This window comes from Pseudomonas sp. NFPP07 (assembly GCF_900115645.1).
GTDB lineage: Bacteria > Pseudomonadota > Gammaproteobacteria > Pseudomonadales > Pseudomonadaceae > Aquipseudomonas > Aquipseudomonas chlororaphis.
In genome coordinates this window covers 256360-272696 of record NZ_FOXG01000005.1, presented here as the reverse complement: position 1 = coordinate 272696, position 16337 = coordinate 256360, and the positions used below count along the sequence as shown (strand labels likewise).

The window sequence follows — 16337 nt, the reverse complement described above, 5'->3', positions numbered from 1 at the left end:
ATCAGGCACTTTAAATCTTGACCCTAAAGCCACTTCAGGCTTGAGCATTCCCCCGACCCAAACGGCTGAGGCTATTTATCAGCAGCAACTTCGCGGGTTTTATGGCTGGTCCAACAACAACTTCATATCCAGCGCCATTGAAATCGTATTAATGATCAAGAGGTCACTTTTCCATGCGCATTCTGGTTGTCGAAGACGAGCGTAAAACTGCCGATTATCTGCATCAGGGCCTGACCGAAAGCGGTTATGTAGTCGACCGCGCCGCCACCGGTGTCGACGGGCTTTACCTGATCGAACAGCAAAACTACGAACTGGTGATTCTGGACGTCAATCTGCCGGAAAAGGACGGCTGGCAGGTGCTGGAAGACATGCGCAAGGACAGCAACGCCCGGGTGATGATGCTCTCGGCGCGCGGGCGCCTGGCCGACAAGGTCAAGGGGCTGGACCTGGGGGCCGACGATTACCTGGTCAAGCCGTTCGAGTTTCCCGAGTTGCTGGCGCGGGTGCGCACCCTGCTGCGGCGCAGCGAGAACCTGCCGGCGAGCGACACCCTGCGGGTCGCCGACCTGGAGCTCGACTCACGCCGGCACCGGGCCTATCGCGGCTCGCGGCGCATTGACCTGACCACCAAGGAGTTCACCCTGTTGCAGGTGCTGATGCGCCAATCGGGCGAGGTGCTGACCCGCACCCAGATCATCTCCCTGGTCTGGGACATGAACTTCGACTGCGACACCAACGTGGTGGAGGTCTCCATCAGCCGCCTGCGGGCGAAGATCGACGATGCCAGCGAGATCAAGTTGATCCACACCATCCGTGGCGTCGGTTATGTCCTGGAAGTGCGCCAATGAAAGCCGCGCAACGCACCGCCAGCAGCCTGTCCATGCGCCTGGGCCTGACCGTCAGCCTGATGGGTGCCGGCCTGGTGCTGCTGCTCGCGACCCTGGCCTACCTGGCCCTCAGCCACGAACTGGGCAGCCTGGCGCGGGAAAGCCTGGACAGCAAACTCGAACAGATCCGCCACACCCTGACCAGCGACCTGAAGACCGGCGATATCGCCGCCCGCCCGCATTCGCTGCTGGACCTGGTGATGGGCCACGACAACCTGCACCTGAGCATTTTCGCCGCCGATCCCCAGGCCGAACCGCTGTTGAACATCGGCAACCGCAACCTGGGCCCGCTGCCCGAAGCCCTGACCCGGCCGGAAAGCCCGGTATTCCTCGACTGGCTCGACAGCGCCGGCAACCGGCTGCTCAGCACCTCCAGCCTGGTCAGCCTGCGCAATGGCGAACAGGTGCGGGTGGTGCTGTCCCTGGACCGGGCCAACGACCAGGCGCTGCTCAGCGCCTACCTGCGCTCCACGGTGATCGCCCTGCCCCTGCTGCTGATGCTGATCGGCATCGGCGCCTGGTGGGTGGTGCAGCGTGGCCTGGCGCCGTTGCAGCAATTCAGCCGGGTGGCCGCCAAGGTCACCACCCAGGACCTGACCCATCGGCTGTCGCCGGACAACCTGCCAAGGGAGCTGGCCGAGCTGGCCCACAGCATCAATTTCATGCTGCACCGGCTCGACGGCGGCGTGCAGCAGCTCTCGCAATTCTCCGACGACCTGGCCCACGAGCTGCGCTCGCCCATCACCAACCTGATGGGCAAGGCCCAGGTCACCCTGTCCCGGGAGCGCCCGCCCCACGAGTACAAGGCGGTGCTGGAGTCGAGCACCGAAGAGCTGGAGCGCCTGACCCGGATCGTCAGCGACATGCTGTTCCTCGCCCAGGTCAGCCACCCGGCCTCCCAGGTGGCGTTCGAAGCAATATCCCTGGGCGAGGAAGCGCGGCGGGTCACGGAACTGTTCGCCCTGAGCGCCGAGGAAAAGCACCTGGGCATCAGCCTGTCCGGCGATGGCCTGGTGTATGGCGACCGTCTGATGATCCAGCGGGCGATCTCCAACCTGCTGTCCAACGCCATCCGCCACAGCCCGCGGGCGTCGAGTATTTCGATCCTGGTGGAAGAGCATGAATCGAGCGTGTCGCTGTCGGTGGGCAACCCCGGCGCCGGTATCCCGGAGCAGCACCTGGCGCACCTGTTCGAGCGCTTCTATCGGGTCGACAGCAGCCGCTCGCGCGCCGAAGGCGGTACGGGATTGGGCTTGGCGATCGTGCGCTCGATCATGAACCTGCATCAGGGCCGGACCGAGGTCAGCAGCGTGCCGGGCAGTTTCACCCTGTTCCGCCTGGTGTTTGCCCGGCTCAATCATCCGCCGCGCACCTGACTACGCTGGCGTCAGGCCTCCAGCAGCAGGCCGACGGCGCCACCGGCGAGCACCACCAGCCAGGGCGGCAGCTTCCAGCGCATCAGCGCGGCCAGGGCCAGCAGGGCCAACCCCAGGTCCAGCGGCTTGAGGATGCTGCTGGTCCACAGCGGGTCGTACAGCGCCGCCGCCAGCAGGCCGACCACCGCCGCATTGACGCCGGCCAGCGCGGCCTGGACCCGGCCCAGGTGGCGCAGGTTCTGCCAGAACGGCAGGACACCAACGATCAGCAGCATGGCCGGCAGGAAAATCATCGTCAGGCACAGCAGCGCGCCGCGCCAGCCGTCGATGGCGGCGCCGAGAAAAGCCGAAAAAGAGAACAAAGGCCCCGGCACCGCCTGGGCGGCGGCATAACCGGCGAGAAACAGATCGTTGCTCAGCAGGCCCGGTGCGACCACCTCGCTCTGCAGCAACGGCAGCACCACATGGCCGCCGCCGAACACCAGGGCACCGGCGCGATAAAAACCATCGGCCAGCAGCAGCGACAGGCTGGGCCAGAGCCCGGCCAGCAGTGGCAAGCCCGCCAGTAACAGGGCAAAGAGCACCAGGGCCAGATAGCCCGTGCGCTTGCCGACCGCGATCGCCAGCCCGTCCTCGCGGTTGTCGAAAGTCGGCTGGAGCAGGCCTGCGCCGATCATCCCCGCCAGCAACATCACGCAGACCTGGCCAAGGGTGGTCGGCCAGAGCAGCACACTGATCGCCGAGACAAGCGTGATCAGCATGCGCAGCGGCCCGCGGCACAAGGCTCGGGCCATGCCCCACAGGGCCTGGGCTACCACCGCCACCGCGACGATCTTCAGGCCATGCACCAACCCGCCGGGCAACCCTGTGCCGCTACCGCTCAGGCCCATGGCCAGGGCAATCAGGATCAGCGCCGAAGGCAAGGTGAAACCCAGCCAGGCGCCCAGCGCGCCGGCCAGCCCCGCCCGCGACCAGCCCAGGGCAAAGCCCACCTGGCTGCTGGCCGGCCCTGGGAGGAACTGGCACAGGGCGATCAGTTCGGCATAGGCCGCCTCACTCAGCCAGGCGCGGCGCTGGACGAACTCGGTGCGGAAATACCCCAGGTGCGCCACCGGCCCGCCGAAGGAACTCAGGCCCAGCCGCAGGAACACCAGGAACACCGTCCAGGCACTGTCACGGCGGGTCACGGGGGCATCCAGGGGAGATGAGTTCATCGGGCGGCGGGCTCCAGGGGCTTACAGGGTTTTGTTCCAGAACAGCATTCGGCCATGGCTCGGGTCGAGCCTGGCGTCGTCGAAGCCGAACTTGCGGTAGGACGCCTGGGCCACCGCGTTGCCCTCCAGCACTTCCAGGGTGATCTTGCAGCAGCCGCGCTGGCGGGCGATCTCCTCGACCTTGTGCAGCATCTTCTGGCTCAGGCCCAGGCCGCGGAATTTATCGATCACCGACACATCGTGCACATTGACCAGCGGCCGGCCGGCAAAGGTGGAAAAGCCCTCGAAGCAATTCACCAGGCCGGCCGGTTCGCCACCGACAAAGGCCAGCACGCTGAACGCGTGGGGGCGCTTGGCCAGTTCGCCGGGCAATTGCCGCAACAGATCGGCGTCCAATGGCTGGCCGCCGCCCATCGGGTCCTGGGCATAGTGGTTGAGCACCAGGGCGATCGCCTCGGCGTGTACCGGGTTGGTGTAGCTGGCCTGGAGTACCAATACGTCTGCAACGTCCATGTCTGTCCTCAACAGTTATTGATCCGGGCGGGTCCCCGGGAGAGCGATTGTAAACATCGGCACATGACCAAACGAACGGCTAGCGCGTCAAGCGCTACCGTTCTTTTTCCTCGACCGCCTCCGCGCCCCAGATCTGCGCTTCGCTCCAGCCCAGCTCGGCAAAATCCTCGGCGCGCAGTGCCGCCTCGCCCGCGCAGAAGAACTCGTCCAGCTGCGGCGGCGCCACCCGGGTACCGCTGAGCATGGCGTGCACCTGGCCACGGTGATGCAACTGGTGCTCGAACAGGTGCGAAAGCAGGCGCAACCGGGTATCGCGCTGGGGTTTTTCCCGGGCTATGGTGACGATGCGCGCAAGGTCCACATCCCGTTGCTGTTCGCAATAGGCGATCAGCCGGCGGTCCACCAGCGCCTGCTCGCGGCGCAGGTCGGCGGCCTGGTCGAAGGGCTCCTCGACCTCGAAAAACACATAGCAGTCGGCCCGTGGCGCCTCGCCGCGCAGCTCTCGCTCCAGCGCGTCGACGTAGAACCAGTCGCAGGTAAGGATGTGGTTGAGGGTGGCTTTCAGGCTGGGGAAGAAGCTCACCCGCGGCGCCGCCAGCTCGCTCGGGTCCAGTATTTCCCAGGCCTTGCCCAGGCGGTGATTGGCCCAGGCGTTCTGGTAAGCCATGGTCAGCAGATGATGGGACAGGGGCTGGTTCACGGTCAGGTCTCCCTTGTAATGATCAGGCGTGCTCAGCCGAAACGCTGCAGCTGCATCTCCTTCAGACGACTGAGGGTACGGCGGAATGGAAACTCCAGGTAGCCCTCGGTGTACAACGCCTCCATCGGCACCCGCGCTTCGAGGTAGAGCGGCACCTTGCGGTCATAACACTCGTCCACCAGGGCGATGAAACGCCGCACGCTGTCATCGTGCACCGACAGCTGCGGCAGCTCGCGATCGCCCGCCACCACTCGCTCGGCGCCGTCCTCGGTGCCCCGGGCAATCCGCCCCGGGCGCTGTTGCGCGCTGAGCTCGGGCACGTCGCTGAGCAGGATCGCGCTGAAGCGGTCGCACAGGGCCATGAAATCCATGGCGGCGAACGGCTGCTCGCACAGGTCGGCGAAACGGCACCAGAGCACCCGCTCGCTGGCCTTGATCACCCGGACCTCGCGGTAGCCCACCGACAATACCGCTCTGGACACCGCCTGCCCCGTCGCCAGCTGTTCGAACACCGGGCCCAGGGCGCTGGGCTGGCCGGCCGGGGTGACCCAATAACGCTGGGTGGCCGCCCCCGGGTGCAAGCGATGGTCCTGGGCGCCGTCCACCGCCACCACCTGCATATGCGCCTCGATCGCGGCAATCGCCGGCAGGAAACGCTCGCGGTTGAAGCCGTCGGCATACAGCTGTTGCGGCGGCTGGTTGGAGGTGCAGACCATCACCACGCCCTGCTCGAACATCACCTGGAACAGGCGCCCGAGAATGATCGCGTCGCCGATGTCGTTGACGAACAGTTCGTCGAAACACAGCACCCGCACCTCTTCGCTCAGCTCGCGGGCCAGGGCCTGCAACGGGTCGGCGGTGCCGGTCAGCTGGAACGAGCGCTGATGGACCCAGCCCATGAAATGGTGGAAGTGCTGACGCCGCGCCGGCACCTCGAGGCTTTGATAGAACTGGTCCATCAGCCAGGTCTTGCCCCGCCCCACGGGGCCCCACAGATAGACCCCGGTGATCGAGCGTCGCCCTTCATGCAGGGCGACATGGCACTGCTGCAGGGCCAGCATCGCCCGCTCCTGGGCCTCGTCGGCGACAAAACCGCGCTCCTGAAGGGCGTACTGATAGGCGCTGAGGGGGGAATCGAAAGGCATGGGGTCCACGCATCCGCAAAGGGGCCGCGCAGTATGCCATGCCTCACCTGGCGACCGCTGCGGCTACAGGAAACACGGCGCCTGTGTAGCCGCTGCCGAGCAGCGCGAGGCTGCGATCGGCCACGCAGTTGCCGCAATCCGGGCCGCGCGTTCTACCTGATACACCTCGCGCCCAGGTTTTGCGGCAACTGCGTGGCCGATCGCAGGCTTCGCCAGCGGCTACATTGCGCGGCTACAGCGAGATATCCAGCCGGGCGATCTTGCCCTGCTCGTCGAGGCGGAACACGTAGCGCAATTCCAACGGGCTGCCGGGAAAGCTGCCGGAAATCAGGTTGTCCACCAGCACCTTGCCAGTGCGCTGCTGGACCTTGAGCACCTCGAGCCTTGGCTGGTAACGGCGGGCGGTGTCTTCCATCCATTGGGCGATGGCCCGGGTGCCGGCCTGGTGCTGGCCCTCATCGAACACCTGGGCGTCTTCGGCGAAGAAACTGGCGACCGCCGAACTGTCCCGGCCATTGGTGGCCGCGAGGTAGGCGGCGATGGCCGGTGCGAGAGAAATGGCTGTGCTGGACATGGTGCTGCGGCTCCTTGTTTATCGTTGCTGGAGCCATGCTAAAACGCCGTCGCGTCAATTCTTGTCAGGAGTGAAACGCCCGGCATCGTCCAGTTGCATGCGCTGGCGCCAGGTGCGCAACAGGTCGCTGCGCCGTCCCGGATAACGCTGGCCCTGTTCGCTCGCGGCGGCGATGCGGTCGGTGCGAAAGGTGCGGAAATCGTCGCGCAGCTCACACCAGGCGACGATCACCCGCGCCTCGTTCATAAAGCCCAGGGCCAGCGGCCAGATCAGGCGCTGGCTCGGCGTCTTGTTCACGTCGGCGTAATCGATGTGCAGCTTGGCCTGCTCGCGGATCGCCTGGCGAAACACGTTCAGCGGCACCACGTTTTCCGGGTAGCGATACGCCGGTGGGCCGGGCAGCACCGTCGGGTTGTGCAAGGCTTCCTGGGCCGCCGGCGCCAGCACCGCGGCGATCTTCGCCAGGGCATCGGCGGCGGCCTTGCCGAGGACTTCGTCGCCACGCTGGTCGACATAGCGCAGGCCAAGGACGATGGCCTCGGTCTCGTCGGCGTTGAGCATCAGCGGCGGCAGGAACAGGCCGCTGCGCAGCACATAGCCAATCCCGGCCTCGCCGTGGATCGGCGCGCCCAGGGCCGTCAGCTCGGCGATGTCGCGGTACAGGGTGCGCTCGGACACCGCAAGCTCGGCCGCCAGCGCCGCGGCGGTCACCGGGCAGCGCTTGCCGCGCAGCACTTGCAACAGGGTCAACAAACGCGTGGTGCGCGACATGGCATCAGGCTCGACAGGGAAAGATCGGCGCAGCTTAGCAGAGCCCCCTGTCAGGATCTGTCAGTAGTAAACCCCGTAGCCGCTGCCGCAGGCTGCGATCGGTCGCGAAGCCGCCGCAATCCGGACAACGCATTCTGCCTGATGTACCGCAGGCTCAGGTTTTGCGGCAACTGCGTTGCCGATCGCAGCCTGCGGCAGCGGCTACAGGGACCGGTGTGTCTGGGGGATTGTGCGGCTGGCCCTTCTGGCCCGGGCACCTTTCTGGCATCCTGCGCCTCCATTTTTCTGACCGGGTCCGCAGATTTTGCCTTACGTCCTCCGACAGCCCGCGTCGCGCCCCTTTTCTCCACGTGTTTCATGCCCTATCGACACGTCATTGGCAGGCTTTTTCCCATGACCGCACCTGATCGCTCCACGCCGCGCTACAAGTCCGACCTGATCTATGGCCTGGAGGACCGCCCGCATTTCAGCGCGGCGATCTTCGCCGCGCTGCAACATGTACTGGCGAGTTTTGTCGGCATCATCTCGCCGACCCTGATCTTCGGCGGCGTGCTGGGCCTGCAGAACGAAACGCCCTACCTGATCAGCATGGCGCTGTTCGTCTCGGGTCTGGGTACCTTCGTCCAGGCCCGGCGCCTGGGGCCGATCGGCTCCGGGCTGCTGTGCGTGCAGGGCACCAGCTTTTCCTTTATCAGCGTGCTGCTCAGCGCCGGGCTGATGGTCAAGGGCCGTGGCGGTAGCAATGAGGACATCCTCTCGACCATCTTCGGCATCTGCTTCTGCGCGGCCTTTATCGAGATGTTCCTCAGCCAGTTCATCGGCAAGCTGCGCAAGCTGATCACCCCGGTGGTGACCGGCACCATCATCACTCTGATGGGCCTGTCGCTGATCAAGGTGGCGGTCACCGACATGGCCGGCGGCTTCGGCGCGCCGGACCTGGGCGCCGCCAGCAACCTGGGCCTGGCCGCCCTGGTGCTGCTGACCATTGTCGTGCTCAACCGCTTCAGTCATCCGATGCTGCGCCTGGGCTCGATCGTCATCGGCCTGACCCTGGGCTTCGTGGTCGCCTGGCTGCTGGGCCGGGTCGATATGGCGGCGATGCCGGACGTGCCGATGGTCAGCGTGCCGGTGCCGTTCAAGTACGGTTTCTCCTTCGACCTGATCGCCTTCATTCCACTGGCGGTGATCTTCCTGATCTCGCCCCTGGAAGCGGCCGGCGACCTGACCGCCAACTCGATGATTTCCCTGCAGCCGGTCAAGGGCCCGCTGTATATCAAGCGCATCAAGTCCGGCCTGCTGGCCGACGGATTCAACTCGATGGTGGCGGCGGTGTTCAACAGCCTGCCGATGGTCACCTTCGCCCAGAACAACGGGGTGATTCAGCTGACCGGCGTGGCCAGCCGCTACGTGGCGTACTTCATCGCCGGCCTGCTGGTGCTGCTGGGGTTGTTCCCGGTGATCGGCGCGGTGCTGCAACTGATGCCCAAGCCGGTGCTGGGCGGCGCCACCCTGATCATGTTCGGCACCGTGGCCGTGGCCGGGATCAAGATCCTCGCCGAAGCCGGGCTGCATCGACGCAACGTGCTGATCGTGGCGATCTCCCTGGGCATGGGCCTGGGCGTGGCGGCGGTGCCGGAAGTCCTGCGCGAACTGCCCAAGGCGTTGCACAACATCTTCGAATCGCCGATCACCGTGGGCGCGATGTGCGCGATCCTGCTGAACATCTTCCTGCCGGAAGAGTTCATCGAGCTGGAAGAAGACGAGTTCGACCCGGAAGCGGCGACCCTCAAGGTCATGCAGGACCCGGATGTGAGCGCCAAGGCCAACGCCTGACCCCGTTCTTGTGCAGGAGCAGCCGGGACGCTCGCAGGAGCCGCTGCTTCTGTAGGAGCGAAGCTTGCTCGCGATGGCGTCATTAGCCGCACCGCCAAACGCTCGGCCTCAAGTCCAATGCCAGCCCTGCCGGCCCAATCGCCGGCAAGCCTGGCTCCTACAGAAGATGGCGCCCTTGAAACATCCCCGGTTTGTGGTGCAGACCTGGTCGCGCTAGATTCGCTACTGCCTCCTTTCCCGCAGAGAGCTTCCAATGCGCAGATTCCTCAGCCTCACCCTTTCCTTGCTGTTGCTCAGCCTGAGCGCCTGCGCCCTGTTTCCCCAGCACGATCCGCTGAATATCAATGTGGTCGGTATCGAGCCCTTGCCCAGCCAGGACCTGGAAGTGCGCTTCGCGGTCAAGCTGCGCCTGCAGAACCCCAACGAAACCGCGATCAACTACAACGGCGTGGCCCTGGACCTGGAAGTCAACGGCCGGCCGCTGGCCTCCGGGGTCAGCGACCAGAGCGGCAGCATCGGGCGTTTCTCCGAAGGCGTGCTGGTGGTGCCAGTCAGCGTCTCGGCCTTCGCCGTGCTGCGCCAGACTCTGGGCCTGAGCCAGACGCAAAGCCTTGACGACCTGCCCTACGTGCTGCGCGGCAAGCTCGCCGGCGGCCCGTTCGGCACGATGCGTTTCGTCGAAAAAGGCCAGCTGAGCCTGCCCAAGACCGCCAACTTCACCTGGTAATCGCACGCGCAGCGCTCGCAAATAGCTTATCCAGGCAAATCGCGGACTCAGGCTTTGCGGTTGCTACGTCGCAATGCCGCCCAAACCGAGCGCAGCCTCGCAGGCTCGGCAGCGGCTACACAGACACCGCGCCCCTGTAGCCGCTGGCGCAGCCTGCGATCGGCGGCGCAGCCGTCGCTAAGCCTGCCAACGCGTTTATCCAGACAGACCGCGGACTCAGGCTTTGCGGTCGCTACGTCGGAATGCCGCCCAAACCGAGCGCAGCCTCGCAAGCTCGGCAGCGGCTACACAGACACCGCGTCCCTGTAGCCGCTGGCGCAGCCTGCGACCGGCGGCGCAGCCGTCGCCAACTCCCCTCCGCTAGAACACCGACCAGCCGATGCGCTGGCTCAGCAATTCCAACGCTGCCATGCCCACCAGGGAATTGCCCGCCGCGTTCAATTCCGGCGACCACACGCATACCGTGAACTGCCCCGGCACCACCGCGACGATGCCGCCGCCCACGCCGCTCTTGCCCGGCAGGCCGACGCGGTAGGCGAAATTGCCGGCTTCGTCGTACAGGCCGCTGGTGGCCATGATCGAGTTGACCTGCTGGGTCTGGCGCGCCGTGAGGATCTGCTCGCCGCTGTGCTTGCAGAAGCCGTCGTTGGCCAGGAAGCAGAAGGCCCGCGCCAGGTCGATGCAACTCATGCGCAGCGCGCAGTGGCTGAAGTAGCTGCGCAGCACCGCCTCGACGTCGTTGTGGAAGTTGCCGAAGGACTGCATCAGGTAGGCCATCGCCGCATTGCGCGCGCGGTGCTGGTATTCCGAATCGGCGACGCGGCCGTCCACCAGCACCTGCATATTGCCGGACAGGCGCCGCACGAAATCGCGCATGGACAGCGCCGGCGCGGCGAAACGCGACTGGTTGATATCGCAGATCACCAGCGCCCCGGCGTTGATGAACGGGTTGCGCGGACGGCCACGCTCGAACTCCAGCTGCACCAGGGAATTGAAAGGCTGTCCGGAAGGCTCATGCCCCAGGCGCTGCCAGATCGCCTCGCCGGAATGGCCGATGGCCTGCACCAGGCTGAACACCTTGGAAATGCTTTGCACCGAGAACGGCGTATCGGCCTCGCCGGCGCTGAACACCTGGCCATCGTTGCCATACACGGCAATCCCCAGCTGGTTGGCCGGCACGTCGGCCAGCGCCGGAATGTAGCTGGCCACTTTGCCCTGGCCAATCAAGGGACGGACCTCGTCGAGGATCTCGTTCAACAACGCTTGCATGTTCAGACTCGCACTTCGTGCCTCGCACCGCCGCGAAGCTACCGCTGCTAGACGCACGCCGCCGGGTCGAGAACACAGTTGTCGTGGCCATCCCTGGCACACCCCCTCCCAACACCCACCGCGCGGGAGAAAAACCGTCGATGAAAATCGCCCGCGGACCGCGCATTTTTGATCGGGCAGAGCCGCAGCTGATAGGCTTTCCCCTACATTCGACAGGGAGCGCTCATGGATCTCAACGCCGCCAGGATGTTTGTCAGCGTGGTCCAATGCGGCAGCATTTCGTCCGCCGCCAACCTGCTGCAACTACCGCTGGCCACCATCCGCCGGGGCATTCGTGAACTGGAACGCAGCCTCAACGTGCAACTGCTGGAACGCTCCACCCGCGGCACCCGGCTGACCGCCGCCGGCAGCCAGCTCTATGAACACGCCAGCCGCGGTATCGAAGCCCTGGCCGAGGGCGAACAGGCTGTCAGAAATGATCGAATGCACTTGCAAGGCCGCCTGAGTGTGTCGGTGCCTGCGGCATTCGAGAGCTGGTGGAAGCTGCTGGCCGAGTTCCAGCGACGCTATCCCGAGATCCAGGTCGCGATCTACACCAGTGAGCGGGAAAGCGACCTGGCGCAAGACGGCATCGACGTCGCCTTGCGCGCCGGGCCGCTGTTCGACGAGGAGCGCCCGGCGCGCCTGCTCGGCAGCTACCGGCATATGCTGGTCGCCAGCCCGCTGCTGCTGGAGCGCCTCGGCACCCCGCAAACCCCCGCCGACCTTCGCGGATTCCCCTGTGCCGTCTGGTCGCGCCAGGCCGATGCCCGGGAACAGTGGCAACTGGGCGACCAGTACTACAGCCCCGACCCGCTGTTCGCCGCCAACGATTACCTGCACCTGCGCCAGCTGGCGCTGACCGCCAAGGTGGTCACCGAGCTGCCGGCCTTTCTCGCCGCCGAAGCGGTGCGCGACGGTCGTCTGCAAGCCCTGCTGCCGCGCCTGCCGATGCCGGAACAACAGCTGCACCTGCTGTATCCGAACCAGCGCCCGCCCTCGAACATCGTCCGCGCCTACCTGGATTTCGCCCAGGCCTGGCTGGTGGAAAACCCCTTGCCCGACCCGCGCTGAGCAGGCGCTGATGCAGATCAGCCCAGGACTGCCGCTTCGCCAGTAAAATACGCCCTCACCCGGCTGCGCCCTGACCCGCCCGCAGCCCGCGACCCATCCTATGCGCCGACACTGGCGCCATCTTTCTGGAGGTGTCCCCCTTGAGAACCTGGTACTCGGTGGTCGGCGTCCTGCTGATCACCACCCTCACCGTGCTGCTGGAAATCCCCAGCGATACTTGGCTGACCTCCGCCACCCTGAGCCTGGTCCTCGGCGCCACGGCGCTGGCCTATATGGCCCTGTCCTGCCTGCTGGCCAGCCGCTGGCGCTGGGTCGAGCGGCTGTTCGGCGGCCTCGACCGGGTCTATGAAAGCCACAAGTGGCTGGGCATCTGGGCGCTGGTTTTCGCCAGCTATCACCTGGTGTTCAAGGCCAACCTGGATACCTGGCAAAGCGTGCCAATCATCGAGCTGTCCAAGTACTGGACGCGCATGGTGCGCCAACTGAGCTACGTCGCCCTCGGCCTGATCGTGCTGCTGGCGCTGAACCGCAACATTCCCTACGGCCAGTGGCGCTGGTGGCACAAGCTGTCCGGGCCGCTGTTCGCGATCGTCATCCTGCACTGGCTGAGCTTCAAGTCGCCGATTGCCCTGGATAACCCCTCGGGTATCTGGCTCACCGCGCTTTGCGGACTGGGCCTGCTTGGCGCCCTGTACAAGCTGCTGCTCTATCCGTTGCTGGCCAAGGCCGGCGAATACCGGGTCAGCGCGGTGACCCTGGAGAAAAATTCCCTGCACCTGGAGCTGACTCCGCTGCATCGCGGTTTCGCCTTCAAGGCCGGGCAGTTCGCCTTTCTCGCCATGCGCGAAAAAGGCCTGCGCGAACCGCACCCCTTCACCATCGCCAGCGCCCACGCCAGCGACGGGCGCATCGAGTTCGTGATCCGCGCCCTGGGCGACTACACCCAGAAGCTGCGCCAGCAGGTCAAGGTCGGCATGCTCGCCGACCTCTATGCGCCCTATGGCCGCTTCAAGCGCCGGCTCGATGCCGGCCGGGAAATCTGGATCGGCGGTGGCGTGGGCATCTCACCCTTTATCTCGTGGCTGCAGGATGCCGCCGCCGGGCGCTTCGACCAGGCGACCCTGGTGTACTGCTGCAACCCGTCACGGGCCTTCCCCAGCCTCGAAACCCTGCAGGGCCTGGCCGAGCAGCGCGGGGTGGCTTTCATCGGCCACACCGACGGCGCCGACCGCCTGGGCGAAACCCTGCAACGGCTGGCCAGCGAAACCGATCCGCAACAGATCCAGATCAGTTTCTGCGGGCCCAAGGGTTTGCTCGCGCGGGTCAAGGCGTTGATGCGCGAATACGCGATTCCCGAGCGCAACCTGCACTACGAGTTCTTCGAGTTTCGTTGAACGCTCTCAAGTCCGGCGCGGCTCATGCAGCATCAGCCGCACCACCAGCGCCGCGACCAGGGTGATGGCGATCAGCGCATACAACAGCCACGTGAAGGCCTTGGCATAGAGCCCGAGCAGCAGCTCCCGGCCCAGCTCGGGCAACAAGGCCGCGCTGGCCTGCAGGTTGCCGCTGGCCAGTTGCTGCGCGGCCAGCGACAGCTGCGGATGTTCCGGCAGCGCCGCGGCCATGGACAGTTGCAGCAAGCCGGCCAGCAGGGCCACCACCAGGGCCAGGGCAATGCCCTCGCCCGCCACCCGGGTGGTGCTGAAGATGCCGGTGGCCATCCCCGCCCGTTCCTTGGGCACCACACTGACCGACAGTCCGTCCATCAAGCCCCAGGGCAAACCGGCACCGAAGCCGATCAACAGCATGGGCAAGACATTGGCCGCCGGCGCCTGCCCCGGGGCAATCCGGCTGAGCAGATAGAGCCCGAGCGCGGCAATCACCAGGCCGACGCTGGACAGGGTCCCGGCACCGAACCAGCGGGTCAGCCACGCGGCCAGCAACGGCACCACCACCATCGGCGCGGACAGGGCGATCATCATCAAGCCGGCATCGATCTCGCTGTAGCCTTCCACACCGATAAAGCGGATCGGCAGCAGGATCAGCAACACCACGAAGCAATAGCAGGTGGCGATCGGCAGCAGCTGCACGCCGACAAAGCGCGGGTAACGAAACAGCGACAGGTCGAGCATCGGCCGCTTGACCCGCAGCTCCACCACGATAAACAGCAGCAACGCCAGCAGCGCCACCAGCAGCAGCCCCCAGACCAGCGGGCTGCCCCAGCCGCTTTGCGGCGCCTGCAAAATGCCCCAGGTCAGCGCCACCAGCGCCGCGGTGAAACTCAAGGTGCCGGGCCAGTCGACCCCCGCCGCGTCCGGGTCGCGGGACTCAGGCATGCGCGGCACGCCGAACAGCAGCGACAGGCCGCCGATCAAGGTCCCGGAGACGAAGATCGAGCGCCAGCCGTAGGCTTCGATCAGCACCCCGGCGAGGATCGGCCCGAATGCCAGGCCGACGCCGAAGGTGGTGCCCAGCAGGCTAAAGGCGCGGGTCCGCGCCGGGCCCTCGAACGCCTGGGCCAAAGCCGCCGAGCCGCCCGCCAGCGCCGCCGCGCCGGCCAGCCCCTGCACCGCCCGCAACAGGTCGAGCCACAGCACCGAAGGCGCGAAAGCCAGGGCCAGCGACGTCAGGGCGAACAGGCCGACACCGAGGCTGAACACGCGCTTGCGTCCGTACTCGTCGGCCAGGGTGCCGGCAGCCATTAGCGCGCTGCCGAAACTCAGCATGAAGGCATTGGTGATCCAGCTCAGGGCCAGGGGGCCGCCGCCCAGCTCGCGGCCGATGGCCGGGGTCGCCACAGCCACGCCAACGAAGGTCAGCGGCAGGATCAGCGCCGCCAGGCACACCGCGGCCAGCACCGCGTAGGAAGAACCGCCGGCGACAGTGTGATCGAAGGCAGCAGGCACATCGGTTGGCGAATTCATCGGCACCTCAGGGGGAACGTTAGGATGCGATCAATGGTAGATTCGCCGCAATCGCCCACAAACAGGGCTAAAGTCCGTTCTTTACGGACATTAACGCTCTAATCGAGATCCCCATGGACAACCTCAGTGGCATGCTGGCCTTTGTGCGCACGGTGCAGGCCGGCAGTTTTGTCGGCGCGGCGGAGCGCCTGGGCATCTCCGCTTCGGCGGTGGGCAAAAGCCTGGCGCGCCTGGAAGAACGGCTCGGCGTGCGCCTGCTCAATCGCAGCACCCGACGCATCAGCCTGACCGACGAAGGCACGCTGTTCTTCGAGCGCTGCCAGCGCATCGTCGGCGAGGTGGAAGACGCCGAAGCCGAGCTGGCGCGTATCAGCGACAAGCCCCGCGGCAAGCTGCGGGTCAGCCTGCCCGCCATCGGCTATCGCATGCTGTTGCCGATCCTGCCGGAGTTCGCCGAACGCTACCCGGAGATCGAACTGGACCTGGACTTCAACGACCGGCTGATCGACGTGATCGCCGAAGGCGTCGACGCGGTGGTCCGTAGCGGCGAGCTAGCGGACTCCCAGCTCAAATCGCGCACCCTGGGGCCGTTCCGTTTCGTCCTGGTCAGTGCCCCCCACTACTTCGCCCGCCATGGCCTGCCCGAGTGCCCCCGGGACCTGGAGCGACATGCCTGCCTGCGCTACAAGTTTCCCGGCACTGTGCTATTGCAGGAATGGAAACTGCGCCTGCCCGCCGACGCCCCACCGCTGCTGCTGCGCAGCGCCCTGACCAGCAACAACCTGGAATCGCTGATCCACGCCGCCACCCAGGGCCTGGGCATCGCCTTCGTTCCGGACTTCGTGGTGCGTAACGCCCTGGCCGACGGCTCGCTGATGCCGGTGCTGGACGACTATCAGATCGACAGCGGCAAGTTCTCGGTACTCTGGCCCGGCAGTCGACATCTGCTACCGAAACTGCGAGTGTTCGTCGACTTTCTCAGCGAACGCCTGGTGTTGGGCGGACGTTGAAAAACCATACCGGGTCCACACAAGGAATGTGCCTCGAACATGAAGCCGCTCCACGACATAGCCAGAAACATCTTGTTGCGATGCCCTCAGGTTTTTTCGACTTTCATGGTTTTATCATCCGCCTTCAAAAAACTTGTACCGGAAATAGCGCTTTCACCATTACAGTCAGCTGTTCCATTTGCTGTTATCTGTAGTTAGAAGCCATATTTTTCGATAGCCGCTTTAATAGTTTGAGCCTGACCGTTTTTCTTGCTTTAGCGGTTCGCTCTGTTGCCAAAGGA

The 16337-nt window shown here is 65.5% G+C and carries 15 protein-coding genes; 7 read left to right on the top strand and 8 right to left on the bottom strand.

Features of this window, described 5'->3' with window-relative positions; genetic code table 11:
• Window positions 1–173: 173 nt before the first annotated feature.
• Window positions 174–848, top strand: a complete 675-nt coding sequence (locus BM019_RS14805; protein WP_092418713.1) for a heavy metal response regulator transcription factor — start codon at window positions 174–176, stop codon at window positions 846–848.
• Window positions 845–2263, top strand: a complete 1419-nt coding sequence (locus BM019_RS14800; RefSeq protein WP_009043739.1) for a heavy metal sensor histidine kinase — start codon at window positions 845–847, stop codon at window positions 2261–2263. The genes BM019_RS14805 and BM019_RS14800 overlap by 4 nt, the downstream gene beginning before the upstream one ends.
• 11 nt (window positions 2264–2274) lie before the next feature.
• Here the strand turns inward: BM019_RS14800 and chrA are convergent, their stop codons facing one another.
• From chrA to BM019_RS14770, 6 genes are all read right to left on the bottom strand, one after another.
• Window positions 2275–3477 (bottom strand): chromate efflux transporter, encoded by a 1203-nt coding sequence (gene chrA / locus BM019_RS14795; protein ID WP_092418712.1) that lies wholly within the window; start codon window positions 3475–3477, stop codon window positions 2275–2277.
• Window positions 3478–3498: 21 nt separating this feature from the next.
• Window positions 3499–3990 carry a GNAT family N-acetyltransferase gene (locus tag BM019_RS14790; RefSeq protein WP_009043737.1) on the bottom strand — a complete coding sequence of 164 codons (492 nt, stop codon included), beginning with the start codon at window positions 3988–3990 and terminating at the stop codon, window positions 3499–3501.
• 94 nt (window positions 3991–4084) lie between these two features.
• Window positions 4085–4690 carry a DinB family protein gene (locus tag BM019_RS14785; RefSeq protein ID WP_062825797.1) on the bottom strand — a complete coding sequence of 202 codons (606 nt, stop codon included), beginning with the start codon at window positions 4688–4690 and terminating at the stop codon, window positions 4085–4087.
• Window positions 4691–4722: 32 nt separating this feature from the next.
• On the bottom strand, window positions 4723–5835 hold the full coding sequence (zapE, locus tag BM019_RS14780) for a cell division protein ZapE (RefSeq protein ID WP_092418711.1): 1113 nt from the start codon (window positions 5833–5835) through the stop codon (window positions 4723–4725).
• Window positions 5836–6067: 232 nt separating this feature from the next.
• On the bottom strand, window positions 6068–6409 hold the full coding sequence (locus BM019_RS14775; protein WP_085530937.1) for a nuclear transport factor 2 family protein: 342 nt from the start codon (window positions 6407–6409) through the stop codon (window positions 6068–6070).
• A gap of 54 nt (window positions 6410–6463) precedes the next feature.
• Window positions 6464–7180, bottom strand: a complete 717-nt coding sequence (locus tag BM019_RS14770; RefSeq protein ID WP_062825795.1) for a helix-turn-helix transcriptional regulator — start codon at window positions 7178–7180, stop codon at window positions 6464–6466.
• 393 nt (window positions 7181–7573) lie between these two features.
• Here BM019_RS14770 and BM019_RS14765 point away from each other — a divergent pair, with 393 nt between their 5' ends.
• Together BM019_RS14765 and BM019_RS14760 are read left to right on the top strand one after the other, a co-directional pair.
• Window positions 7574–9013: a nucleobase:cation symporter-2 family protein gene (locus BM019_RS14765; protein WP_092418710.1), complete on the top strand. Its 1440-nt coding sequence runs from the start codon at window positions 7574–7576 to the stop codon at window positions 9011–9013.
• A 253-nt stretch (window positions 9014–9266) separates the two neighbouring features.
• Window positions 9267–9740, top strand: coding sequence for an LEA/WHy family protein (locus BM019_RS14760; protein ID WP_092418709.1), 474 nt, complete (start codon window positions 9267–9269; stop codon window positions 9738–9740).
• A gap of 360 nt (window positions 9741–10100) precedes the next feature.
• Here the strand turns inward: BM019_RS14760 and glsB are convergent, their stop codons facing one another.
• Window positions 10101–11009: a glutaminase B gene (gene glsB, locus BM019_RS14755; protein ID WP_092418708.1), complete on the bottom strand. Its 909-nt coding sequence runs from the start codon at window positions 11007–11009 to the stop codon at window positions 10101–10103.
• Window positions 11010–11234: 225 nt separating this feature from the next.
• On the opposite strand from glsB, the gene BM019_RS14750 reads away from it, so the two are divergent.
• Both BM019_RS14750 and BM019_RS14745 read left to right on the top strand, forming a co-directional pair.
• Window positions 11235–12122, top strand: a complete 888-nt coding sequence (locus BM019_RS14750; protein ID WP_092418707.1) for a LysR family transcriptional regulator — start codon at window positions 11235–11237, stop codon at window positions 12120–12122.
• Between the two features lie 140 nt (window positions 12123–12262).
• Window positions 12263–13516: a ferredoxin reductase family protein gene (locus tag BM019_RS14745; RefSeq protein WP_092418706.1), complete on the top strand. Its 1254-nt coding sequence runs from the start codon at window positions 12263–12265 to the stop codon at window positions 13514–13516.
• Window positions 13517–13522: 6 nt separating this feature from the next.
• On the opposite strand, the gene BM019_RS14740 is transcribed toward BM019_RS14745, so the two are convergent.
• Entirely contained in the window at window positions 13523–15046 is a 1524-nt protein-coding gene (locus BM019_RS14740; protein ID WP_092418705.1) for an MFS transporter, read from the bottom strand.
• A gap of 113 nt (window positions 15047–15159) precedes the next feature.
• On the opposite strand from BM019_RS14740, the gene BM019_RS14735 reads away from it, so the two are divergent.
• Window positions 15160–16056, top strand: a complete 897-nt coding sequence (locus BM019_RS14735; RefSeq protein WP_092418704.1) for a LysR family transcriptional regulator — start codon at window positions 15160–15162, stop codon at window positions 16054–16056.
• Window positions 16057–16337: the final 281 nt, after the last annotated feature.